Source organism: Devosia sp. MC1541 (assembly GCF_012847305.1).
Lineage (GTDB): Bacteria > Pseudomonadota > Alphaproteobacteria > Rhizobiales > Devosiaceae > Devosia.
Genome location: NZ_JABBDZ010000003.1, coordinates 28,128 through 51,496 on the forward strand (window position 1 = coordinate 28,128; position 23,369 = coordinate 51,496).

Annotated in this window: 25 protein-coding genes; 16 read left to right on the plus strand and 9 right to left on the minus strand. The window is 58.1% G+C overall.

From position 1 onward, the window contains the following. Positions 1-5: 5 nt before the first annotated feature. The 4 genes from HKD40_RS04540 to HKD40_RS04555 all read left to right on the plus strand — a co-directional run bounded on the left by HKD40_RS04540 (position 6) and on the right by HKD40_RS04555 (position 3,005). Entirely contained in the window at positions 6-773 is a 768-nt protein-coding gene (locus tag HKD40_RS04540; protein ID WP_169194550.1) for an ATP-binding cassette domain-containing protein, read from the plus strand. A 75-nt stretch (positions 774-848) separates the two neighbouring features. Beyond that, on the plus strand, positions 849-1,610 hold the full coding sequence (locus tag HKD40_RS04545) for a transporter substrate-binding domain-containing protein (protein WP_169194551.1): 762 nt from the start codon (positions 849-851) through the stop codon (positions 1,608-1,610). A 6-nt stretch (positions 1,611-1,616) separates the two neighbouring features. Next, positions 1,617-2,300, plus strand: a complete 684-nt coding sequence (locus HKD40_RS04550) for an ABC transporter permease subunit (RefSeq protein ID WP_169194552.1) — start codon at positions 1,617-1,619, stop codon at positions 2,298-2,300. A gap of 3 nt (positions 2,301-2,303) precedes the next feature. Further along, positions 2,304-3,005, plus strand: coding sequence for an ABC transporter permease subunit (locus tag HKD40_RS04555; protein ID WP_169194553.1), 702 nt, complete (start codon positions 2,304-2,306; stop codon positions 3,003-3,005). A 124-nt stretch (positions 3,006-3,129) separates the two neighbouring features. On the opposite strand, the gene HKD40_RS04560 is transcribed toward HKD40_RS04555, so the two are convergent. Further along, positions 3,130-3,528 (minus strand): hypothetical protein, encoded by a 399-nt coding sequence (locus tag HKD40_RS04560; protein WP_169194554.1) that lies wholly within the window; start codon positions 3,526-3,528, stop codon positions 3,130-3,132. A gap of 77 nt (positions 3,529-3,605) precedes the next feature. Further along, entirely contained in the window at positions 3,606-4,769 is a 1,164-nt protein-coding gene (locus HKD40_RS04565) for an MFS transporter (protein WP_169194555.1), read from the minus strand. 56 nt (positions 4,770-4,825) lie between these two features. Here HKD40_RS04565 and HKD40_RS04570 point away from each other — a divergent pair, with 56 nt between their 5' ends. From HKD40_RS04570 to HKD40_RS04590, 5 genes are all read left to right on the plus strand, one after another. Next, positions 4,826-5,914 (plus strand): LacI family DNA-binding transcriptional regulator, encoded by a 1,089-nt coding sequence (locus HKD40_RS04570; RefSeq protein ID WP_169194556.1) that lies wholly within the window; start codon positions 4,826-4,828, stop codon positions 5,912-5,914. Between the two features lie 67 nt (positions 5,915-5,981). Further along, positions 5,982-6,656 carry an energy-coupling factor ABC transporter ATP-binding protein gene (locus HKD40_RS04575; RefSeq protein ID WP_169194557.1) on the plus strand — a complete coding sequence of 225 codons (675 nt, stop codon included), beginning with the start codon at positions 5,982-5,984 and terminating at the stop codon, positions 6,654-6,656. Then, positions 6,653-7,309 carry an energy-coupling factor transporter transmembrane protein EcfT gene (locus HKD40_RS04580; RefSeq protein WP_169194558.1) on the plus strand — a complete coding sequence of 219 codons (657 nt, stop codon included), beginning with the start codon at positions 6,653-6,655 and terminating at the stop codon, positions 7,307-7,309. The genes HKD40_RS04575 and HKD40_RS04580 overlap by 4 nt, the downstream gene beginning before the upstream one ends. Positions 7,310-7,316: 7 nt before the next feature. Next, complete coding sequence (locus HKD40_RS04585; RefSeq protein ID WP_169194559.1) at positions 7,317-7,859, plus strand: biotin transporter BioY; 543 nt, start codon at positions 7,317-7,319, stop codon at positions 7,857-7,859. A 120-nt stretch (positions 7,860-7,979) separates the two neighbouring features. Continuing rightward, positions 7,980-8,456: a GAF domain-containing protein gene (locus tag HKD40_RS04590; RefSeq protein ID WP_248305927.1), complete on the plus strand. Its 477-nt coding sequence runs from the start codon at positions 7,980-7,982 to the stop codon at positions 8,454-8,456. Between the two features lie 55 nt (positions 8,457-8,511). On the opposite strand, the gene HKD40_RS04595 is transcribed toward HKD40_RS04590, so the two are convergent. The 5 genes from HKD40_RS04595 to ugpB all read right to left on the minus strand — a co-directional run bounded on the left by HKD40_RS04595 (position 8,512) and on the right by ugpB (position 13,479). Next, positions 8,512-9,258: a glycerophosphodiester phosphodiesterase family protein gene (locus HKD40_RS04595; RefSeq protein ID WP_169194561.1), complete on the minus strand. Its 747-nt coding sequence runs from the start codon at positions 9,256-9,258 to the stop codon at positions 8,512-8,514. After that, on the minus strand, positions 9,258-10,355 hold the full coding sequence (locus HKD40_RS04600; protein ID WP_169194562.1) for a sn-glycerol-3-phosphate import ATP-binding protein UgpC: 1,098 nt from the start codon (positions 10,353-10,355) through the stop codon (positions 9,258-9,260). The genes HKD40_RS04595 and HKD40_RS04600 overlap by 1 nt, the downstream gene beginning before the upstream one ends. A 5-nt stretch (positions 10,356-10,360) precedes the next feature. Next, entirely contained in the window at positions 10,361-11,200 is an 840-nt protein-coding gene (gene ugpE / locus HKD40_RS04605; protein ID WP_169194563.1) for a sn-glycerol-3-phosphate ABC transporter permease UgpE, read from the minus strand. Positions 11,201-11,209: 9 nt separating this feature from the next. Next, complete coding sequence (gene ugpA, locus HKD40_RS04610) at positions 11,210-12,094, minus strand: sn-glycerol-3-phosphate ABC transporter permease UgpA (protein WP_169194564.1); 885 nt, start codon at positions 12,092-12,094, stop codon at positions 11,210-11,212. A 65-nt stretch (positions 12,095-12,159) separates the two neighbouring features. After that, positions 12,160-13,479, minus strand: coding sequence for a sn-glycerol-3-phosphate ABC transporter substrate-binding protein UgpB (gene ugpB / locus HKD40_RS04615; protein ID WP_169194805.1), 1,320 nt, complete (start codon positions 13,477-13,479; stop codon positions 12,160-12,162). 364 nt (positions 13,480-13,843) lie between these two features. Here ugpB and HKD40_RS04620 point away from each other — a divergent pair, with 364 nt between their 5' ends. Beyond that, positions 13,844-14,758, plus strand: a complete 915-nt coding sequence (locus HKD40_RS04620) for an ROK family protein (protein ID WP_169194565.1) — start codon at positions 13,844-13,846, stop codon at positions 14,756-14,758. Next, the gene (locus tag HKD40_RS04625) at positions 14,755-15,474 is read left to right on the plus strand and encodes a copper homeostasis protein CutC (RefSeq protein ID WP_169194566.1); all 720 of its coding nucleotides are present in this window, start codon (positions 14,755-14,757) and stop codon (positions 15,472-15,474) included. The genes HKD40_RS04620 and HKD40_RS04625 overlap by 4 nt, the downstream gene beginning before the upstream one ends. Here the strand turns inward: HKD40_RS04625 and HKD40_RS04630 are convergent. Together HKD40_RS04630 and HKD40_RS04635 are read right to left on the minus strand one after the other, a co-directional pair. Then, positions 15,471-16,904, minus strand: coding sequence for a M81 family metallopeptidase (locus HKD40_RS04630; RefSeq protein WP_169194567.1), 1,434 nt, complete (start codon positions 16,902-16,904; stop codon positions 15,471-15,473). The two genes, HKD40_RS04625 and HKD40_RS04630, sit on opposite strands and share 4 nt — an antisense overlap. A gap of 187 nt (positions 16,905-17,091) precedes the next feature. Beyond that, positions 17,092-17,580: a hypothetical protein gene (locus HKD40_RS04635; protein WP_169194568.1), complete on the minus strand. Its 489-nt coding sequence runs from the start codon at positions 17,578-17,580 to the stop codon at positions 17,092-17,094. Between the two features lie 355 nt (positions 17,581-17,935). Between HKD40_RS04635 and HKD40_RS04640 the strand changes: the two genes are divergently transcribed. The 5 genes from HKD40_RS04640 to ugpC all read left to right on the plus strand — a co-directional run bounded on the left by HKD40_RS04640 (position 17,936) and on the right by ugpC (position 23,338). Then, positions 17,936-19,090 (plus strand): Gfo/Idh/MocA family oxidoreductase, encoded by a 1,155-nt coding sequence (locus HKD40_RS04640; RefSeq protein WP_169194569.1) that lies wholly within the window; start codon positions 17,936-17,938, stop codon positions 19,088-19,090. Between the two features lie 12 nt (positions 19,091-19,102). Continuing rightward, entirely contained in the window at positions 19,103-19,990 is an 888-nt protein-coding gene (locus HKD40_RS04645) for a sugar ABC transporter permease (protein WP_169194570.1), read from the plus strand. Positions 19,991-20,079: 89 nt separating this feature from the next. Further along, complete coding sequence (locus HKD40_RS04650; protein WP_169194806.1) at positions 20,080-20,922, plus strand: carbohydrate ABC transporter permease; 843 nt, start codon at positions 20,080-20,082, stop codon at positions 20,920-20,922. A 37-nt stretch (positions 20,923-20,959) separates the two neighbouring features. Continuing rightward, positions 20,960-22,180 carry an extracellular solute-binding protein gene (locus tag HKD40_RS04655; protein ID WP_169194571.1) on the plus strand — a complete coding sequence of 407 codons (1,221 nt, stop codon included), beginning with the start codon at positions 20,960-20,962 and terminating at the stop codon, positions 22,178-22,180. Positions 22,181-22,261: 81 nt separating this feature from the next. Next, positions 22,262-23,338, plus strand: a complete 1,077-nt coding sequence (gene ugpC, locus HKD40_RS04660; RefSeq protein WP_169194572.1) for a sn-glycerol-3-phosphate ABC transporter ATP-binding protein UgpC — start codon at positions 22,262-22,264, stop codon at positions 23,336-23,338. Positions 23,339-23,369 lie beyond the last annotated feature (31 nt).

The window sequence follows — 23,369 nt, forward strand, 5'->3', positions numbered from 1 at the left end:
TCTCTATGACCAAGCTGGCTGTCGCCAACATTCATAAACGCTACGGCGATGTTGACGTTCTCAATGGTGTGAGCTTTTCCGCTGCGGCCGGAGAAGTGGTCTCCATCATTGGCTCGAGCGGCTCGGGCAAGAGCACGCTGCTGCGCTGCGTCAATTTTCTCGAGCAACCCACGCGCGGCGAAATCGCGCTCGACGGCGAAGTGCTCAAGACTGTCGCGGACCGCAAGACCGGCAATTTGAAGGCCGCTGATAGCGCCCAGCTGCAACGCATTCGCGCGCGCCTTGCCATGGTGTTCCAGAATTTCTGCCTCTGGCAACATATGACGGTCATGCACAATTGCATCGCCGCGCCCATGCATGTCTTTGGCCTCAGCAAAGCGGAAGCGGTTGAGCGCGCCCGGCTCAACTTGGCCAAGGTCGGCCTTGGCGATCAGTTCCATGATCGTCACCCGGTCCAGCTTTCTGGCGGACAGCAGCAGCGCGTCGCGATCGCGCGGGCGCTCTGCATGAACCCCGAAGTGATGCTGTTTGATGAGCCGACATCGGCGCTTGATCCCGAATTGGTCGGGGAAGTGCTGCGGGTCATGCAGGACCTGGCCGAAGAGGGGCGCACCATGGTTGTGGTCACCCACGAAATGGCCTTCGCCCGCAAAGTCTCAAGCCAAGTGCTCTTCCTCCATCAGGGCGTGATCGAAGAACAGGGGCATCCAGAAAAGGTTTTTGGTGACCCTGAAAGCGAGCGGCTCAAGCAGTTTGTGGCCGGACGGTTTTAGGAACACGGCGCGTTACCGGTCAACGCGCCTCCGCTGTGCGGACAGATACGCCGGACAAATACAAGGACATCCAGAATGAAGAAGTCCCTCTTTACCGTTGTCGCTGCAAGCGCGTTCGCCTTTGCCAGCGGTGCTATGGCCCAGCAGATCACCATTGCCACCGATGCGACCTTCCCACCCTTTGAATCGATCGACTCGACCGGTGCGCTGGTCGGTTTCGACATCGATCTGATGGAAGCGATTTGTGAAGCTGCAGCGCTTGATTGCAACATCATCAATGCCGCTTGGGATGGCATGTTCCCAGGTCTTCTGGCTGGCAAGTATGACGCGCTGATCTCCTCGCTCACCGTCACCGACGAACGCCGCAAGACCTTCGCTTTCTCCGATATTTATTCCCGCCCAACCTTCCGCTTTGTCGCGAAAGAGGGTGCAGGCCTCGACATTTCCGATGCAGGCCTTGCAGGCAAGACCGTTGCGGTTCAGACCGGCACTCCAATGGATGCCTTCGTCTCCAAGACTTTCCCGTCGGCGAACATCGTTCGCTATGACGGCGGCTCGGCCCCTTACCTCGAACTCACCGCTGGTCGTGCAGACCTGCATATGAGCTACGAAGCCCAGATCATCGCCTCCTTCCTCAAGGACGAAAGCGGCGCAGGTTTTGAGCTGGTCGGCCCATCCTACACCGGTGCCGATGCCCCTGAGTTCGGCGAAGGCGTTGCTATTGCGCTGGCACCAGACAACACCGAGCTTCTCGCCAAGATCAATGAAGGTCTGGCCAAGGTCGTTGCCGATGGCACGCTCGCTGCCATCGAAACCAAGTACCTCACGGTAGAGTAAGCCTAAGTGATCCAGGACTACATTGTCACTGTACTGGCAGCAGGCCTCGTCACCATTCAGGTGGCGTTGGTTGCGCTTGTCATCTCTGTAGTCCTGGGCATGAGCTTTGCGCTGTGCAAGCTCTCCTCCAACGCGGCTCTGCGAGGCGCGGCGGAAGTTTACACCACCATCGTGCGCGGCATCCCAGACCTCGTTCTGATGCTGCTCATCTACTACAGCCTGCCCGCGCTCCTGATGATGATCGCCAAGAGCCTTGGCATTCGCACCTATATTGAGTTCGACTCTTTTGTGGCCGGTGCCGTCACGCTCGGCGTGGTCTCCGGTGCTTACATGACCGAAACCTTCCGCGGGGCCATTCTGAACATCCCAGAAGGCCAGATCGAGGCCGGGCGTGCCTTTGGCATGGGGCCGTTCAAAATCTGGCGTTCAATTGTTCTGCCGCAGATGGTGCGCCTCGCCATTCCGGGCTTCACCAATAATTGGCTCGTCCTTTTCAAGGCAACGGCTCTGATCTCGCTGATCGGCCTGCAGGACATCATGTTCCGCGTCAAAGGCGCGGCTGAAGCGACCCGCCAGCCCTTCACCTTCTATCTTGTCGCCTGCGTTTTCTATCTCACGGTCGCAGCGCTATCCCTTCTGGTGCTCCGCTACGTTGCCAAGCGTGCCGACATTGGTCAGAAGCGAGCATAAGCCATGAATTTTCAGCTCATCTGGGACAATCTCGGCTTCTTCGCGCAGGGTGCGCAGCTCACGATTTTCCTCACCATTGCGTCACTGGCTTTGGCATTCGTCGCCTCAGTGCCGCTCGCCTTAGCGCGCAATTCCGCCAATCGATATGTTTCGGGCGCCGTTGCGGGCTACACGCTGCTTTTCCGTGGCACCCCGCTCTTGGTGCAGCTGTTCCTGATTTATTATGGGCTGGCCCAGTTCGATCTGGTGCGCGAGAGCGTCCTCTGGCCGTGGCTGTCCAGCCCGCTGATCTGCGTGATCCTCGCCTTCGTGCTGAACACGACCGCGTATACCACCGAGATTTTCGCAGGCAGCCTGCGCCACATTCCGGTTGGTGAAATTGAAGCCGCAAAATCTTTCGGCATGCGCCCGCTCGCCATGACGCGACACATTTTGCTGCCGGCCATGCTGACACGTTCGCTGCAGCTCTATGGCAATGAAACCATTTTGATGATGCATGCGACCTCGCTCGCATCCACGGTTACTCTGCTCGAGTTGACCGGTGTAGCGCGCAATATCTCGCTCAACCGCTACGTTATGCTTGAGCCCTATGTCGCCATCGGCGTCATTTACCTCGTCCTGTCCCTCGTGCTCGTTGGCATCTTCCGCTTCGCCGAACGACGTTGGGCCAGCTATCTCCGTCGCGATCAACAGTCGGCGCGCTAAGAGCGCCTCAAAGGTTGCGCAACAGTCAGGTTCGAAGTGGGTGCTTTCCGGAGCAGTCTCGAACCCTTAGAGCAGGAGGCTGCCCCTTGCCTCCTGCTCCATTCTTTTTAGCCTGAGCGATTGCTCAAGCAGTGGTGGGGCGGGCCACGGTCAAATAGCGCATGGGGATCCGCTTGCTGGTCGCCTGCGGGCCTTCGAACTCAAACGGGTCGTAGAAAACAGCATTTTCGGCATCATAGAGCATGAAGTGATCGTCATGGACGTGGACGATTGCAATGCCCCGAACCTCATCCCTGCTCGTACATTCGACCGGCGTGCCGAACTGCCAACCGTCTTCGCCCAAGATGCGGATGAGATCGTCCCAGGTCGAGCGGCGCAGATCATTCTCGCCCCAGCCGATGCGAGCCATGATCTCGTCAAAGGGTCGTTCTGTCAGCATTTGCAACACCACCCCGCCGCAGCCATCTTCCCGCGGACGTTGGGTGATAAAACGCAAGGCGAAGGCGGCGGTTGGAGCGGTCATACTAGTCTCGTGTAAACGACGATATTTCCTTCGCTTTTCGACGCTCGCCGGGACGAGGTCAAGCGCCCCGCGCAGTGCTAGGCTGCTGAGGCCACGGCCTGTTTGTCGCTTTTATCCTCCAACGATCCGGCCGTGAGCCAGCCAAGGGCAAGCGGGATCAGCAAGGCCGCAAATGCCATGCGTACGCCCAGATATTCAGCCAATAGCCCTGTGAGCATTGGGGCCACCAACATGACCACTTGGATGATGACACTCAGCGTCGCCACGTTTTGCGACGCAGGGGCATTGCCCAATCGCGCTGCAGCCGAAATGGATAGCGGGTAGATGACACAAATCCCCGCGCCCAAAATCGCAAAGCCCGCAAGCACCAATCCCGGGTGCGGCGCAAGACTGACCACTGTGAGCCCAATAATGGCGACGGTGAGCAAGGTGCGAGCGACCGGAACTGGTCCAAACTTATCGATATATCGGTCAGCGATGAGCCGGCCCAAGGCCATCGTTCCAACCATGGCCGGGAGCGCGGCTGATTCAAAAATGGCAGCGATCTCGAAGGTGTCGCGCATCAAAATGGTCGACCATACCCGGGCAGACCCCTCGATCAGTTCTGCTCCAAGGCCAACAGCAACCAATGCCAACAGCACTAAGCTCGGCATGGCAAACCGCTTTTTCTGTGCGGTCGGCGCATAGGCGCGCGGCGGCGCGGGTTCAGACTTTGCTTCGAGAACAAATATTGCAATCAGCGCTAAGGGAATAATGCTGCCCAAATGCACAAGGGCACTGATGTCCGCGCCCCGGATCACGCCACCCACGGCTGAGGCCCCGACATAGGCGATGCTCCACGCACCGTGGCAGCTGTTCATGATGCGGCGGCCCATCTGCGCCTCAACACGGTCCGCTTCGACATTCATGGCCATTGCTGACATTGCCGAACCAAAGCCATGCACCGCCATCAGGATAAAGAGCGGGATCACACCGGGGATCACCGCCATAGGCGGAATCGCGGCTAGGCACAGGAAGAACCCAAGCAGGGTCACAGCTTTGGTGCCGAAGCGCTCAATGGAGCGGCTGAGTATTGGAAAGGCCAGCATCGAGCCCAACGGCGCGCCCATCAAAACCAGCCCGAGTGCCGCGTCGCCCATGCCATTGGCCAGCTGTATGTCGGGGATGCGCGTATGGAGCGTGGCATTGCCAAGGGCATGTAGGGCGAAAACCGCCGTAATCTGGGCTCGTAGGCTTATCATCGCGTCACTGTTCAAATAGCAGTCATTTGAAAACTTACAGTAACCGGTTACTGTAATTGCTTCAACTCGCTATCTCTGATGTTCTGGCGACCATGGAACTGCGCAAAAAAATCGGTATTCGAGACGTGGCAAAAGCCGCGGGTGTCTCTGTGGCAACGGTTTCCCGCGTCTTGGCCAAGGCCGATTACCCCGTCACGGAAGAAACCCGAAAACGGGTTACCGACGTCGCGACAGCCATGGGTTATGTTCCAAACCTTCTCGCCAAGACCTTTGCGACCTCGCGCACCGATACCATTGGCGTCGCCATGCCTGTGCTCAATGCCTATTACGCCAAAATGCTGGCGGGCATCGAAGGCGCGGCCACCGAGGCGGGCCTCTCCATTCTCCTGACCATTGTCGGAGCCAGCGATGAGCGGCGCGAGTCCGCGATCGATCAGTTCGTGGCGCGCCAGTTGGATGGCGTGATCATCTGCTCCGGTGCCAAGGACGGCCCCCTCCGTCGCGCCCCCGAACAAATGGGCGTGCCCGCCGTGATCATCGGCCAGCAACCCTCCGAGGGTTATGTCACCGTCACGGTCGACAATCGCCGCGCCAGCTATGAGGCGACCGATCACCTCGTCTCGCGGGGCAATCGCACCATTGTTTTCCTCACCAGCAATAGCGATTGGCCAGACTTCCGCGACCGCCTTGATGGGTTTCAACAGCGCCTAGCTGAGGAAGACCGTGTCACAGGGCAGGTTATTGAGGGCGTCTATGATGAGGCCCAAGCCTATCGCGCTGTGACCAAGCTTGTGGCCGAGAAAACCACAGCAACGGCCATTCTCGCCGCCACCGATCGCCAAGCGCTGGGGGCTATGGCCGCTTTGGCCGACGCGGGCTTGCGCGTGCCCAGCGACATGGCGGTGGTTGGCTTTGACAATTACCACACCTCCGAATTCGTCCGCCCTTCCTTGACCTCCGTCGACATGCCTGCCGATGCTATGGGCGCAAAGGCGGTAGAACTTGTATGCATGGCAAAAACGTCGGGCGCTGAAAAAATGGCGAGTGTAGTGCTGGAGCCCCGGCTTTTTATCCGTCAATCCTCGGGCAGCTTTGATAACGCAGCCCTGTTGGCGCAGTCTGTTAAAAGCCTCCCCTCGGCTTGATTACTGCACACCATCCCGCCTATTCCTATGGCCGCGCACTGAAGGCGCGGTTAGTCGAGGAACGAGATTGATCGAATTGCGCTCGGTCTCACACCGCTTTGGCGACGTCGCCGTGCTGTCGGATGTGAACCTTACTTTATCGGAAAAGCGCATCGCCATCGTTGGCAGCAACGGGTCGGGCAAAAGCACTTTCTCACGTCTGCTCAATGGCCTCGTTGTCCCCACAGACGGCACCGTCACACTCGACGGTCTATCGACGGCCAAAGACAGCAAAGCCATACGCCGCCGCGTCGGCTTCGTCTTCCAAAATCCCGACAATCAGATCGTCTTTCCCATGGTGGAGGAAGATCTCGCCTTCGGCTTGAAAAACCTCAAGCTGCCCAAGGATGAGGTCACAGCGCGCGTCGATGCTGCGCTCGATCGATATGGCTTGGGCGAACTGCGCAATCGCTCAGCGCATTTGCTCAGTGGCGGACAAAAGCAAATGCTCGCCATTGCCTCTGTGCTGATCATGGAGCCCGAGATCATCGTCTTTGACGAACCGACCACAGCGCTCGATCTGCGCAACAAACGCCTCATCTCGCGTTTCATCGCCGAGCTGCCCCAGCAAACCATCGTCGTCTCGCATGATCTCGATCTTCTGGCCGATTTTGATCGCATGATCGCCTTTGAAGCGGGCAGGGTGGTACTTGACGGCACCCCGCGTGAGATCATCCCGCGCTACGAGGAGATGATGGCGTGAGCGTTGGCGTCTACGTCCATCAGCAATCCCCCCTTCATGCGCTCCCGCCCGGCGTAAAACTCCTCGCGCTGGCCCTTGTCAGCACCGCTTTGGTGCTCACACCCAACATCTGGCTCCAGCTCGCGGCTGTGGTCACAGCGCTGCTTCTGTTCCGTCTCGCCAGGCTCGATTTAAACCTGGCCTGGCAGCAAATCCGTCCCGTCCTGCCGATCATCCTTATTCTGCTCGCCGTCCAATGGTTCACCGTTGAGCCGGTGTCGGCGCTCTCGGTCGCCTTGCGCTTGTCGGCGCTCGTTTTGCTCGCCGCGCTCGTGTCGATCACCACAAAAGTCAGCGCCATGATCGAGGCCATAAGCTTGGCCGTGCGCCCGCTCGCCTATCTGGGCATTAGTCCCACCAAGATTGGCCTGACCATTTCGCTGGCCCTGCGTTTCATTCCCCTGATTGCCGAACAACTCGAAGAGGTGCGCGAAGCCCAACGCGCCCGCGGCCTTGAGCGCAATGTGCTTGCGCTTGTCGTGCCGCTTCTGGTTCGGACCCTCAAAATGGCAACCGAGATCGGTGACGCCATTGAAGCCCGGTCATTTGATCCGGACGATGCCAAGAGCCCGAAAGATCTGTTTTCGCGCCTGCGGCCCCCTCCCAAGCCATAGGAAGACCATGAACACTCGAGATCTCGCCTATATCGCCCTCTTTGCCGCAATCGTTGCTGCCCTTGGCATCATTCCGCCCATTGCTTTGCCCATCGGCGTGCCGATCACGGCGCAGGCCATGGGGGCCATGCTGGCGGGCTCTATTCTGGGCGCCAAGCGGGGCGCGCTGTCTCTGGTGCTGTTCACAGTTCTGGTCTGTATCGGCCTGCCACTGCTTTCGGGTGGTCGCGGTGGCTTGGGCGTCTTGGCCAGCCCAACGGGTGGCTTCTTCCTCAGCTGGATCCCGGTCGCCTTCCTCATTGGCTTCCTCACCGAACGCGCTTGGGGCAAGCTCAATTTCCTCAACTTATTCGTGTTCTGCGTGCTCGGCGGCGTTGTCCTCAGCTATGCAATCGGCACGCCGTGGATGGCCGCAGTGGCTGGCATTGGCCTCGATAAGGCGCTGATGGCGATGGCCATTTACGTGCCTGGCGATCTGCTCAAAGCCGGTGTTGCAGCCGCCGTTGCGCTCACCGTCAAGCAGTCCTACCCGCTTATTACCGCTCGCTAATCTTGTCCTCGGTGACGACTACGGGCTAAACCCCGTTCAAAGACAAAGGCTTTGCCAGAGCGATCCGGCAAAGCCACCTGCGCTCTGGCGCATATTCTGAAAGACACTCCCTTGACCACCATGACCGATCCCCACGCCATTTTCGCCGCTGCCATGGCGGAGCCTGAAAACCAGCCGGAAGTGGCCTATGCTGCGCTCCATGCGCTTGCCAACACTTTGGTCGGCACCACCATCTTCACCATTCTGGCCTTGGACCACGAAGAAGGGCTGATGTACCGCGCCTATTCCGACACGCAGGACCTCTATCCAGCGCCAGGTGTCGATGAGATCGGCGATAGCATTTGGGAGCAGACCCTGATTGAAAAGCGCGAAGCGCTGGTGCTCAATTCTGCTGACGAAGTGGCGTCTTTGCTCCCTGAGCACGAGGCCCTGTTCGCGCGTAACGCCAAGTCCATGCTGAACCTGCCGATCGTTGTCGCTGGTACCACTATCGGCACGCTCAACATGCTCAACGTCGAAGGCCACTTCACCCCAGACGTGGTGGCCAAGGCCTATGCGCTGAGCGCAGCAGCAGCCGTCGTCCTCGTGCTCTCCTAAGAGCGCGTCGAGATCAAACAAAAAGGGCGAGTGTCGCAACACCCGCCCTTTTTGTTTACTTGAGATAGATCCGCGGATCGTCGGTGATCACCCCGGTAAGGCCCGCGCGCCAGAAACTGGCAAGCTCCACCGTGTCATTGCTCGTCCAGGCACGAACCTTGATGCCCTTGGCCGAGGTCTGTTCCAAGAGCCCAATGCTGAGCCCCTTGAAATGGGCATGGATGGTGGTCGCCGGAATAGCGGCGAGCAGCGCTTCCCAATCATCCGGAATGCGGCCCCAGAGCATGGCCAGTTCCAGTTCTGGCATCAGCTTATGCATGCCCTTGAGGCAATCAGGATCAAAGCTCGAGATCATGATCTGCATGTGTGCCGGACGCTTAGCGAGCGCTGCGGCAACAGCCGAGGTGAGCTGCTCCACCGATTGGTGATGCGGGTGCTGCTTGATCTCGACATTGATGTTGAGACCAAACTCACCCAGCGCCACGATCACCTCATCCAGCGTCGGGATCTTTTCGCCCGCGAACTCAGCCCCAAACCAGCTGCCACCATCGAGGGTTTCGATGTCTGCAGTGCTTAGGGCACCGAGATTTCCGGTGCCATTGGTCGTGCGATCGACAGTATCGTCGTGGATGACGATCAGCGTGCCGTCGGCATTGAGGGCGGCGTCGAGTTCAACCCACTTCGCCCCATCTTCTGCGGCACGACGAAAGGCCGCGATGGTGTTTTCCGGCGCGAGTGCCGACGAGCCGCGGTGGGCCTGAACTTCTTCGCGAATGGGGCCGGTTGGAAGCGTATTGGTCATTAGGCAATCTCAACTTGAGCGGAATGGGACGACTGCGTCTGCGTGGCTGGTGCGTCGTCGGTACGGCGACCTGTGGCAGAGCTATAGGGGTGAATATCGGCGGTGCGGGCGAACACGGTCATGCTCGTACCCTCGGCGATAGCCGGACGGCCTGCAATTGTGAGAATGATCGACTGCTCAGAGTGCTTGAGTTTGAGGTGCAAATGGCTTTCGCCGCCAATGGGCTCCATCAGCTCAGCGACCACGTCAAAACTCAAATGCGCCTCAGTCGGGCGTTCGAGCGTCAAGACATCGGGGCGAATGCCCAAAATGTCCGTCCCCTCAGGGAAGGCACGCAGCGCCGAGAACGAGTTCAGCGCGCTCGTTGAGATCAGATTCATCGGCGGAGAGCCGATAAAGCTGGCAACAAACAGCGAAGCCGGACGATCATAGATCGCTGTCGGCGTGCCCACCTGTTCGATCCGGCCACCGTTCATCACCACCAGCTGGTCTGCGAGGGTCATCGCTTCGAGCTGATCGTGGGTGACATAGACGCTGGTGGTTTTGAGCGAACGCTGCAGGCGGCGGATTTCAATGCGCATCTGACCGCGCAGCTTGGCGTCAAGGTTCGACAGCGGTTCGTCAAACAGAAACGCCTTAGGCTGGCGCACGATGGCGCGGCCCATGGCGACGCGCTGGCGCTGACCGCCCGAAAGTTGACGCGGCTTGCGATCAAGGAACGGCGTGATTTCCAGAATGCGTGCTGCCTCGGCCACGCGACGGTCGATTTCGTCACTCGGGGTTTTGCGGTTCTTGAGGCCGTATTCGAGGTTCTGACGCACACTCATATGCGGATAGAGCGCGTAATTCTGGAACACCATAGCGATGTCGCGCTCGGCGGGCTCTTTCTGGTTCACCACCTGATTATCAATCGAGATGGTACCTGAGGTGATGCCTTCAAGACCTGCGATCATGCGCAAGAGAGTGGACTTTCCGCACCCTGATGGGCCGACGAGAACAACCATCTCGCCGTCTTTGATCGAGAGATCGACGCCGTGGATTGCGGCGACATTGCCCGGATAGACCTTACGAACTTCTTTGAGCTCAATACCAGCCATTTCGATTATTTCTCCGTGTCCACGAGGCCCTTAACGAACAGGCGCTGCATGAAGATAACAATGAGGACGGGGGGAAGCATGGCCAGCACGGCCGCGGTGATGATGAGGTTCCACTGTGGGTCGACTTCCTGCGCCCCAGCCATTTGTTTAACGCCCATCATCAGGGTGAAATGCTCTTCGCGTGTGGTGACGAGCAGGGGCCAAAGATACTGCACCCAGCCGTAGATGAAGAGGATGATGCAGAGCGCTGCGATATTGGTGCGCGAGAGCGGCAGCAGAATATCGATGAAGAACTTGATCGGCCCTGCGCCATCAACGCGTGCAGCTTCCATCAATTCGTCAGGCACCGTCATGAAGAACTGACGGAACAGGAAGGTCGCGGTTGCCGACGCGATCAGGGGAATGGTCAGGCCAGCGTAGCTGTTGAGCAAGCCAAGGTTTGCCACCACTTCATAGGTCGGAATGATGCGCACTTCGACCGGTAACATCAGCGTGACGAAGATCAGCCAGAAGGCCAGAACGCGGAAGGGGAACTTGAAGTAGACGATGGCATAGGCGGAGATGATCGAGATCACCACCTTGCCCACCATGATGATGAAAGCCATCATCGTGGAGTTCCAGACCATAGTCCAGAATGGCGGCAGGCCCGGTGGATCATAGGTCCAGACAGTGACCAGATTATCCCACAAATGCCCGCCTGGCAGCAAAGGCGCTGCCATGTTTAGCGTGGCCTCGTCGTGGGTCGACGCCATGAGCGCGACATAGACAGGAAAGGCGATGATCAGCACCCCCAGCACCAAAACGAGGTGCGTGAGGATGGTGAGAAATGGACGGTTCTCGACCATGAGTGGGCCTTAGTACTGCACGCGGCGTTCCACGTAGCGGAACTGCACGAAGGTGAGGACAATAACGAAGAGCATCAGGACCACGGACTGCGCAGAAGAGGAGCCCAGGTTGAGACCGATGAAGCCGTCGGCGTATACTTTGTAGACCAGCGTGTTGGTGGCCTGGTTTGGCCCGCCTTCAGTGGTCGACGCGATGATCGCGAAAGTGTCGAACATCACGTAGTTGATGTTGACGATGAAGAGGAAGAACGTGGTCGGCGAGAGCAGCGGGAAGATAATGGTCCAGAACCGCTTCCATGGGCTCGCACCATCAATCGCCGCAGCTTCGGTAAGCGCGTGTGGAACCGACTGCATGCCAGCCACGAAGAACAGGAAATTGTAGGAAATCTGCTTCCAGCTGGCAGCGATGATCACCAAGGTCATGGCGTGATCGCCATTGAGTGCAGAATCCCAATCAATCCCCACATAGCGCATGAAATAGGGAAGAATGCCGGTGGCGTTGTTGAACAGGAACCACCACAGAATGCCCGCAACCACGGGGGCCACAGCATAGGGCCAGACCAGCAGCGTGGTGTAGGTCTGTGCCGAACGGATAACGCGGCTGACGGCAACGGCCAGGATCAGCGCAAAGCCCATCGAAATGGCTGTAACCGATGCTGCAAACAGCGCCGTGCGGCCGATAGAGGCCAGATAGAGCGGGTCGCTAAAGAGGCGCGCATAATGCGCTAAACCGACGAACTTGGTCGAAAGCCCAAATGGGTCAGCGCGTTCGAAAGAAGATTTGACGGCCTGTGCCGCCGGCCAGATGAAGAACACTAGCGTGATGATCAACTGTGGGGCGACCAGTAAGAATGGCAGGCCCTTATTCGGGAATGTCGTACGTTTTGTTTCCATCGTCCGCCGTATCCGCAAAACAAAGAAAGGGCCGGTTTTCGCCGGCCCTTCCGGATTAAGACTGCTTACTGATTGGCAGATTCAAATTCGCGAAGGATGTCGTTGCCGCGGGCAACGGCGCTATCAAGCGCTTCCTTGGCAGACTTCGAGCCATTGAGAACGGCCTGGAACTCTTCGTCGATCACGGTACGGATCTGCGGCATGTTGCCGAAGCGAACGCCCTTCGAGTTTTCAGTCGGTGGGTTGAGGTTGATCTGCTGGATAGCGATGTCCGAACCTGGGTTTGCGTCGTAATAGCCCTGGCTCTTGGTCAGCTCATAAGCGGCCTGAGTAACAGGCAGGTAACCCGTTTCCTGGTGGAACTTGGCCTGAACTTCAGCCGAAGAGAGGTAGTTCAGGAACTGCGCTACGCCCTTGTATTCAGCGTCTTCGTGGCCAGCTAGGGTCCACAGAGTTGCGCCACCAATGATGGAGTTCTGCGGTGCGCCGTCGACGTCGTCAAAGTATGGCAGCATGCCGAAGCCAACTTCAAAGTCCTTGGCATTGGCGAGAACGCCAGCGCGGGAGGCCGAGGAACCCATGAAGATCGCACATTCGCCAGCGTAGAAGCGTGGCGCATTGTCCGAACCGCCGCTGGTACCACCGTACTGGTAGATGCCGGTCTTCTGCCATTCAGCCAGCTTTTCCCAGAGGCGAACGGAGAGGTCGTGGTTAAAGGTCAGTTCGGTGCCGAGACCACCAAAGCCGTTTTCCAGCGAGCCGTATGGCACGTTGTGCAGCGACGAGAGGTTTTCGGTGCCGATCCAGGTGGCCGAATAGCTGATGGCCGTACCGCACGTGGCAGCGCCCGATTCAACGATCTTCTTGCCGAAGTTTTCGATATCGGCCCAGGTCTTTGGCGCGACGTTTGGATCAAGCCCTGCCTTCTCGAAAGCGGTCTTGTTGTAATAGAGAATTGGGGTGGAGGAGTTGAACGGCATCGAAAGCATATTGCCTTCGGTGTCGGTGTAATAGCCGGTCACGACTGGCAAGAATGCCGATGGATCGAAGTTCGAGCCATGTGCTGCCATCAGTTCGTAAACGGGCAGAACAGCGCCCTTGGCAGCCATCATGGTGCCAGTGCCAACTTCGTAAACCTGCACCAGATGCGGCTGCTCGCCAGCGCGGAAGGCGGCGATGGTGCTGATCATGGATTCTTCGTATTCGCCACGATAGGACGGAACGACCTTAAATTCGCTCTGGCTGGCGTTGAAGTCTGCAGCAAGCGCTTCCACGCGTTCGCCCAGTTCGCCACCCATGGAGTGCCACCAGTTGAGTTCGGTCTGCGCAAAGGCAACCGAGGTGCTCAGGGCAAGGGTGATAGCGGCAAGTGCCGCGCGGTTCATCGTCTTCATCTTCTGTCTCCCATAGGACAGGTCAGCATCGACCCAAGTCCCGCCAGACTGGATTTCGTGAACGACATTTGAGCTGCGGATTTTTCCGTTTCAGCTCACCGAATTTGGTGTCGTACCCGCCGACGTTTTCTGCGGGCATGGCTCCTCTAACGATGCTGCTTGACGCTTCCTTGAAGCTTTGGTGACGTTACCATGACAGTGCACAACCATCCGTCGCAGCTGTGTTTGTGATCGAATATGGGGTGCCGGACGCCGCGGTGGTCTGGATTACGCTGCGGACTCTTGCGGCGCAGGCAAACCCATGTCACACGCCGTAAGCATCGGCCGTGCCTTATAGGGAAGTCGCCAGCCTCTCATGATCACCTGTTTCGATATTGGCGGCACCACGATTAAGGCCGCAGTTGCCCACAGTGCGACAGATATTGTCTCGCTCGGTCGCGTCGCCACACCAGCGCACGACTTTGACGCCTTTGCCGATGCCATCGCGGCACTCATCGCCCAAGGCGGCGCACCTGCAGGGGCGGCCATCGCCATTTCCATTGCTGGCGTCGTTGACCCGGCAACCAATGTCGCCACGGTTGCCAATATCCCGTGCATCAACGGTCGTGCCCTCGGGCCAGATCTCAGTGCCAAGCTCTCTCGCCCCGTCATCGTCGGCAATGATGCAGATTGTTTCGCCTTGGCCGAAGCCCATGCGGGCGCGGGCAAGGGGTTTAACGTCGTCTTCGGCGTCATTCTCGGCACCGGCGTCGGTGGCGGCATTATTGCCGATGGACGTCTCATTCGCGGTGCTGGCGGGTTCTCTGGCGAATGGGGCCACGCCACCATTGTCCAAACTGAAACCCAGGCCTGGCCGCACAAAATTGCGCATATGGCGTGCGGTTGTGGCCAGCTTGGCTGCACCGACACCATCGGCGGCGCCCGCGGTTTGGAGCGCCTTCATGCCCAAATCCATGGCCAAACGCTCTCGAGCCTCGACATTGTCTCCGCATGGGGGCAGGGCGATACTCAATCAACCCAGACCATGACGCTTTACACCGAGCTCCTTGCGGCCCCGCTCGCCTTGCTGGTGAACGTGCTTGGCCCCGACATTATCCCCGTCGGCGGTGGCCTAGGGAATAGTCCCGAGCTAGTGGCAGCGCTTGACGCCGCCGTTCGCCCGCGCATTCTGCGCAAGCTTGACCGACCACTCATCGTTCCAGCCCAACTGACTGTCGATGCAGGCCTCATCGGCGCTGCAAGCTTGGCCTATTCGGAGGGCGTGGTATGACCTTGCTAGAAGTTTGCGTTGATAGCCTCTCGGGCATTCAAGCGGCAGTCGAAGGCGGCGCTGACCGCATCGAGCTCTGCTCGTCGCTCGAATATGGCGGGCTCACGCCTTTTGCTGGCTTGGCGAAACTGGCATCGAGCACGCCGATCCCCGTCCGCATGATGGTGCGTCCCCGCGCCGGAGACTTCGTCTTCGACGATTACGAGCTGGCCATTATGATCAGCGATATCGAAACCGCCCGGACCAATCATCTCGGCGTTGTCTTGGGCGCCAGCCTGCCCAGTGGCGCGCTCGATATGCGCCGCCTCGAAATCCTCTGCCAGATGGCGGGCGACACGCCTCGCACACTGCATCGCTGCGTCGATCTCGTGCCTGATGTTGAAGAAGCCGTCGAACAGGCCATTGCGCTCGGCTTCGATACGATTTTGACGTCAGGGCGTCAGCTTTCCGCTGAGGCTGGCATTGAAGACATCGCCAAAATGCACGAAGCCGCCAAGGGGCGGATCACCATTATGCCGGGTTCAGGCGTGTCCTCGGTCAATGCCCGTCGCATTCTCAATCGTGTGCCGGTGTCGGTTGTCCACGCCTCGTGCTCGGAGCGCGCTCCGGCAGAGGACACGGAAGGCGCGAAGCGCTTGGGCTTTGTCAGCCCCAACCGCCGCGTCACCTCCCGCGATAAAGTGCTCGAACTTCGAGCCGTCCTCTCAGCGCACTAAAGAGCGCGCTGAGACCACTTCATTTCTGGCGTATAGTCGAAATTCTTGTCGAACGGATAGGTCGGGCGCGGCGTATGATTGCGCTCGGTGCGTTCCACAAACTGGTCGACCACGCCGGGCGACAGCGCCATAATCCCCGGATTGGCGACGGGGCCCAGCTCCGGCGACAGATAGCCCGACTTCACCACCACAATCTTGGCCGACTTCGGATCAAGCCCAAGCTTGGTGAAGTCGATGATGTTGTGGAACGGGCGACGGCGAATGCTGAGTACCAGATCGATCCCACCGATGGTCACCACAGCTTCGCGCAGTTTGGCATCGTCGGTTTCCAGCAAGAATTTCACAACCGCTTCCGCATCGACTGGCGTACTCGCCGGATCAAGGCTCGCGCCGATGTGCAGCTGGACCTTGGCCCCGACACCTGCCGCATAAGCTGCCTCGGTCGCGGCCTTGTCGGTAATCCCCGCAAACACCACGCCCTGAGCATTCTGCTTGATCAACTCAGCCAAAACCTCGGCACGATCCGATACGCCACCCCCGGTTGGGTTGTCGCCCGATTCTGCCAGAACAACTGGCGCGGTGGGGCTCGCAATGGCCTTGGCGACGCACTCTTCGATCGAGCCCACCTCCATGCCAAACACAAACTCCTCGCGCAGGTCCCAGTATTTCTGCGCCAGCGATTTCGCTGCGACTTCCAGCACCGCCTTATCCGTGCCCGTCACAATCGCACAAGCGGTCGAACGCGGCTCGTCCGCCCACACATAGCCCACTTGGAACGACGCATCCCAAATGCCCATCGGCTCTTCGGTCTCGTGGATAGTGGTGTAGAAGGTGCGCGCAGGCTCATCCTGCGTTGAGGTGCGTTCGCCTGGCAGGAGCACCGGAACCTTCACCCAACCCAGCACAGGCTTTACGCCCGTCCGCAGCGCCCGCACCAGCATGGTCACAGCCCGGCGCATCGTGTCCTGTACGTCGATATGTGGGGCGGTGCGATAGGTCGAAAACATGTCGAGATTGTCGATGATTTTCTGGCTGACATTGCCATGCAAATCATAGCTTGCGGAAATCAGCACATCCGGCCCGACCACCTCACGCACTGCGGCGATGAAATCGCCTTCGGCGTCGAACATGCCCTCAACGAACATCGCTCCATGCATTGGCAGGTAAACGCCGTCGACGGGCACCGCAGCCTTAATCCCCTCAAGGATTTCGGTCTTCCATGTTTCATAGGTGTCGCGGGCGACAGGGCCGCCAGCAATGGCGCGGGCGTGGAAAATGGTGACGAACTCAGCCGGGAAATGCGTCAGGAAATCAAAATAGATGTCCTTGAGCATGGCCGGGCCCTGCAGCGTGCGGAAGTCGGCCTGCCGGTTCAGAACCGGATTATAAGTGCTGCATTCGATGTGCAGGCCCGCAACAGCAATACGCATGGCTTTTCCTCCCTTAGGTAGAATGCACTGTCGAGCGCTTCTCAAAGCGCCTCGTCAGAATGAGGCTGATGATGAAGAACGGCAGGGCAAAAGGCGATGCCGAACAATTGTGTGTGGTTTACTTTCAGTGGCTCGGCGTCCCGCGCTCATGCCGTGAGCGCCGAGCGGAACGATTGGAGTGCGCTGATTAAACCGGCTTGCCCATTGGATAGGGCAGGTAGCCAACAAAACCTGTGAGCTTCCACTGGCCTTCGACTTTGCGGCAGAAATAGACGGTCTGCCAATTAAGGCGATCAACCTCACCATCGGCGCGCTTGATCTCGCCATCAAACTTCTTGTGTGCGATCGCCCGCTCGCCGCTGATTTCAATTTCAGTCAGGCTGGTGGCGCGGTGAATACCGGCTTCTTGGTCTTCGGCATAAACAACCGACTGACCTTCGCGCGCCTGCCGAAGCCATTCATCACGATAAAGCTCAAGGGTCGGATAGCTGATCGTCCAGCCGTCTGGATTGTCCTTGCCATTCCCGTTGACGCCGAAGAAATCAGTGGTGACGAAGTCGTCTTCCACCATCGACCAATCGGCCTTAACATAGGCCTCGATATCGCGCGGAACCAGCATGGTCCAGATTGCACTGCGATCAGGATCGTTGGGAAATGGGTTCTGCGACAGGGACATTATACTCTTGCCATAGCGGTTGAGGGACGTGCGTCTTCTCTGTTAAAAATTTTCAGTCATCGACAGGATACCTATTCCCTCTGAAAGGGTTAGGATGATGCCAATCGCATGACTGTGCCTCCGCATTTGTTTCTTGTCTACAAGGATTGTGTGAGCAACGCGCCTAATTCTTAGGCTAAGTTGCAGTTATACAAGCACAACTGGCGGAATACCGGGCGGTTCAGATTGGTATTATTTTTAACCGTAAACCCAGTTGACAATCCTTACCCTCGCTGACTAGTCTTGAAAATCGTTTACACAAATCTGGTGGGCTGAGGGGCTGACCGGAGAACGATCAGGGTAGGGAATTCAAAGTATGCGCGTAGGTATCGTCGGCCTCGGTTATCGGCTGGGTTATCTCTCCAGAGTATTCACTCTGGCTTCGTCCGAATTTGAGATCGTCGGATATGTGGACCCTGCTCCTGCGGGCCTTCCCTATACACAAGAACATGGCGTCAACGTCGGCCAGGCCTACGACAGCATCGAAGACCTGATCGATCAGGGCAATCTGGACCTGCTGATGATTGGTTCGCCCAATCACACCCATCTCGACTACATCCGCATCGGTCTCGAGCGCGGAATGAAAATTTTCTCTGAAAAGCCAGTGGTGACCTCGGTCGAAGACACGATGGCGCTGGCCGAGCTGATTGCTCAGTACGGCTCAGACAATGTCATGGTTGGTCTGGTGCTGCGCTATGCGCCCCTTTATGTCGACCTCCGCCGTGCGCAGGCCGAAGGCCAGCTGGGCAATATTGCGTCCATCGAAGCGTCCGAACATATTCCGCCCTATCACGGTGGCTTCTTCATGCGCGATTGGCGTCGTCACGGCAAATATGCTGGCGGCTTCATGCTCGAAAAATGCTGCCATGACATTGATCTCTATAATGGCGTCATGGGGTGCCGTGCGCGCTACGTCTCCAGCTTTGGTGGCCGTCGCAGCTTCACCCCGGAAAACGCTCCGCAGAACGCTGGTATCAACGATCTTGAGGTCTACTACCGCAAGCCTTCCGGCTGGGAAGCTGGCGACAGTGTTTTCGATACTGATGGTGATCTCATCGACTATCAGACCGCCATGGTTCAGTATGAAAATGGCGCGGCCCTGAGCTTCCACACCAACCTCAACGTGCCCCATGACTTCCGTCATTTCGCCGTCATCGGCGCTAAGGGCATGGCTGAAGGTGATTTCGTCCGCAATTACTTCCAGGTCACCGATGCGCGCACCTCTGAGCGCCTCATCGACAAGGAATACATCGTCTCTGACCTCTCCTCGCACTACGGTGCCGATGAGCAGATGGCAGTAGACATTCTCAAGCATTGCTTGGAAGGCGCGCCGCTCCCGGTTTCGGTAACTGACGCTCTTGAAGCAGGCTTGGTCGCTTTGTGCATGGACGAAGCGATGAATACTAAAACCGTGGTCGATATGGCCCCGATCTGGCGTCGTTTCGACGCCGCTCTCGGCAACGACGCGTAAGGAGAACGCCATATGACCAGTACCCGTAGCGCAACCCTCTTCGCTCTGGCACTGCTGGCCCCGGCGTTGATCTACATTTTAACGATCGTGGCTTACCCGCTGGTAGACACGATCGTCCTTTCCTTCACGAACGCATCGTTGAAGGCGAGTTATGATTGGGTCGGCTGGGCCAACTACCAGCGCATCTTTGGTGCGGGCAATTTCACTGAAGTCATCATTCGTACCTTCATCTGGACCTTCTTCTCGGTGTCCATCAAGATGATCGTCGGCATGTTTGGCGCGGTACTTTTGAACGCCGCCATCCCGGGCCAGACCTTATTCCGTATCCTCACCATGCCGCCTTGGGTTGTGCCCATGTCGATCGGCATCTTTATGTGGGGTTGGATGTATAACGGCCAGTTCGGCATGATCTCCGGTCTGCTGCAGAACTTCGGCCTGACCAATGGTCCGATTGCCTTCCTCGCTTACGGCGACACAGCATTCTGGGCAACAATCGTCACCGACGTTTGGATCGGTGTGCCGATGGTCACCATCTATTTCCTCGCGGCAATGCAGTCGATCCCGAAGGACCTCTATGAGGCCGCGTGGACCGACGGGGCAGGGCGCTTCTACCGCTTCCGCCGCATCACCGTTCCAATGATGATCCCTGCGATCATCACCATGAGCTTGCTGTCGCTGATCGCAACCTTCAATTCGTTCGACATCATCTGGATCTTGACGCAGGGCGGTCCGTCCAACTCGACGACCACAATGATCATCGACACCTACAAGACTGCAATTGGTAGCCGCAAATACGGCGAAGGCGCAGCGCGTGCTGTGGTGATCTCTATCTTCGTGATTGCCTTCTGCCTCGTCTACTTCCGTGCCGTTCGTAAGCTCCAGCAGGGAGAAGCCAAATGAGTGACGTCGCTCGCACCACCGAAGTCGCGGCTGTCGACAGCCCTGCAACCGTCAAGCCAAAGCGTGTAAAACTTCGCTCTTCAAAGCCGATGATCGACCGCTACAAATGGTACGAGATCGCGTCGCTCTACGCTGGTATTGCCGTGTTCTTGTTCTTCGTCCTGGCGCCCTTCATTGAAGGGTTCCTTGTCTCGCTCAAGCCGCTCTCGCAGCTGTTCTCGACGCCGTATAGCTTCATCCCGAAGAACGGCTCGTTCGACGCCTACTTCACCATGTGGAAGTCTGTGCCGGCCCTAGGCATGCACATCTTCAATTCGTTCTTCATCTCCACAGTCGTCACCATTGTGGTGATCGCGGTGGTGGTGCCTGCGGCCTATGCCTTCGCCCGCTTCCCGTTCACCGGGTCGGCAATGATGCTGGGTGCGTTCTTGGCCGTGAACATGTTCTCGGGTGCAGTTCTGCTCATCCCGCTGTTCCGTCTGATGCGCGGCCTGGGCCTGCTGAACACTTACTGGGCGATGATTGTGCCGGGTGCGGCCTTCCTCATCCCGTCCTCCATCTGGCTGCTGCGTACCTATATGATGCGCATTCCCAAGGAGCTGGACGAAGCCGCATGGGTCGATGGCGCAAGCCGTCTCTACACCCTGCGCCGTGTCATCCTGCCATTGGCTATGCCGGGCATTGTTGTGGTCGCCATCATGACCTTCATCGGTGCTTATGCGCAGCAGTTCATCTTCGCGCTGACCTTCAACTCCAAGACCGAATTCATGCCGCTGCCAGTTGGCCTCTTCGCCTTCTTCGGCAAGCAGGAAGTCATCTGGAACGAGTTGATGGCTGCGTCCTTCATCGGAATTCTGCCGGTCATGATCGTCATCGTGTTCCTGCAGCGATATCTCGTCGCCGGCCTCACAGCTGGTGCCGTGAAACAGTAACTATGGGCGAAGGGGCCCATTTTTAAGGGAGACTAATATGCTGAAGACATCTGGTTTGCTTGCTGCATCCCTGCTGGCTGTGGCCGTTGCCACACCCGCTGCCTATGCGCAGGACAAAGAAATCACTTTCATCAACTGCGGTGACGAACTCACTGAAGGCTATGCTGAAAGCTTTGCTGAGTGGGAAGCTGCCAACCCAGGCTTCAAAATCGTTCCGGAAATCGTTGGCTGGGGCCAGTGCCAGGACAAGGTAACCACGCTTGCTGCTGCTGGTACCCCAGTTGCTATGGCTTACGTCGGTTCGCGCGCTCTCAAGCAGTTTGCTGACAACGACCTCATCGTCGAAGTCCCAATGACTGAAGAAGAAAAGGCGTCCTACTACAACTACGTACCGGACACCGTAACCTTCGACGGCACCCAGTGGGGCGTTCCAGTCGCGTTCTCGACCAAGGCTTTCTACTGGAACAAGGACCTGTTCACCGCAGCTGGCCTCGATCCAGAAACCCCACCGAAGACTTGGGAAGAAAAGATCGCTTTCGCTAAGCAGATCACCGAAAAGACCGACGCTGCTGGCTATGGTCTGGTCGCCAAGACCTTCGACAACACCATGCACCAGTTCTTGCACTGGGTTTACACCAACAATGGTTCGGTGATCGATGCTGAAGGCAACATCACCCTGAACTCGCCACAGGTTCTGGCCGCTCTCGAAGCGATCAAGGCAATCGTTCCTTACTCGGAAGAAGGCCCAACCGCTTACGAACAGAACGAAGTTCGCGCGATCTGGCTCGATGGTGGCGTTGCCATGATCGAAGCGTCCCCAGGTGCTGCAAACCTGGCGACCGAAGCTGGCATGAACTGGGGTGTTGCTGACCTTCCACGTGGTCCAGACGCACAGGGTCCAGGCACGCTCCTGATCACCGACGCTCTTGCAATCTTCAAGGGCACCGGTGTTGAAGAACAGGCTATCAGCCTTGCCAAGTTCCTCACCGACGGTGAACGCCAGTTCGCAGCTGAAATGGCTCAGGGTCTGACCCCACTGCGTCCACTCCAGCCACAGACCGACGAAATGGTTGCTGCCAAGCCATACTGGAAGCCATTCCTCGACGGTATCGAGTTTGGTGGTCCAGAGCCTCTGTTTGCTGACTACATCGGCCTGCAGAACGTCATGATCGAATTGGTTCAGTCGGTTGTCACCGGCGCTGCTGAGCCAGCTGCGGCCCTCGAAAAGGCTGCCGGCGAACTCGAGCAGTACAAGTAAGGTCTGTCCGACCTAGTCGCCGCCCTGCCAACCGGGGCGGCGGCACCCAAGAGAGAATAATGCCGTCGGGAGCCGACAACCATGTCGCAGTTGAGCCTCAAAAACCTCGAAAAGTCCTTTAATGAAGCACGCATCATTAAAGGCATTGATCTGGACGTCGCCGAAGGCGAATTCGTGGTCTTCGTCGGCCCATCTGGTTGCGGCAAGTCCACGCTCCTCCGCATGATTGCGGGCCTAGAGGACGTCACCTCGGGCTCCATCGAAATTGGCGGTAAGCCCGTCAACGATCTTCCCCCGGTTCAGCGTGGCATTGCCATGGTGTTCCAGTCCTATGCGCTCTACCCGCATATGTCGGTGTATGAAAACATCGCCTTCCCGCTGCGCGTTGAAAAACTGCCGCAGGCCGAAGTCGACAAGCGCATCGCCGCCGCCGCCAAGGTGCTCCAGCTGGAAAGCCGTTTGCAGCACCGTCCGGGCCAGTTGTCTGGTGGTCAGCGCCAGCGCGTTGCGATCGGTCGCGCGATCGTCCGCCAGCCTAAGATTTTCCTCTTCGACGAACCGCTCTCCAACCTTGACGCAGCGCTTCGTTCGGAAATGCGTATCGAGCTTATGGAGCTGCACAAGCGCCTCGGCTCGACCATGATCTACGTGACCCACGATCAGGTTGAAGCCATGACCATGGCCGACAAGATCGTCGTCCTTGATCACGGCAATATTGCTCAGGTCGGCTCCCCTCTCGAGCTGTACCACAAGCCTGACAATCTCTTCGTGGCTGGCTTCATTGGCTCGCCCAAGATGAACTTCATCACCGGCAAGGTGACCTCGGCCGATGGCACGACCGCTCAGGTCGATCTGGGTGCTCTGGGCACCATCGGTCTGCCGCGCACCAGCACCGCGATTGTTGGCCAGCAGGTGACCCTGGGCATTCGTCCTGAACACCTCAAGCTCAATGGCGGCGATTTCAAAATCGAAGTCACCCCGAGCATTGTCGAACAGCTCGGTATCCACTCGATTACCTATTCGACCCTGCCAGCCGGTGAAAACTTCATCGGCCTCTTCGAAGGCAATCCGAACCTGGCCGATGGGCAGAAGGTTACACAGGGCTTCGATTTGGCACAGGCTCACCTGTTCGACGCCAACGGTCTGGCTGTGTACTAAGCCGCTACGACATTAGCGGGGTAAGTTCATG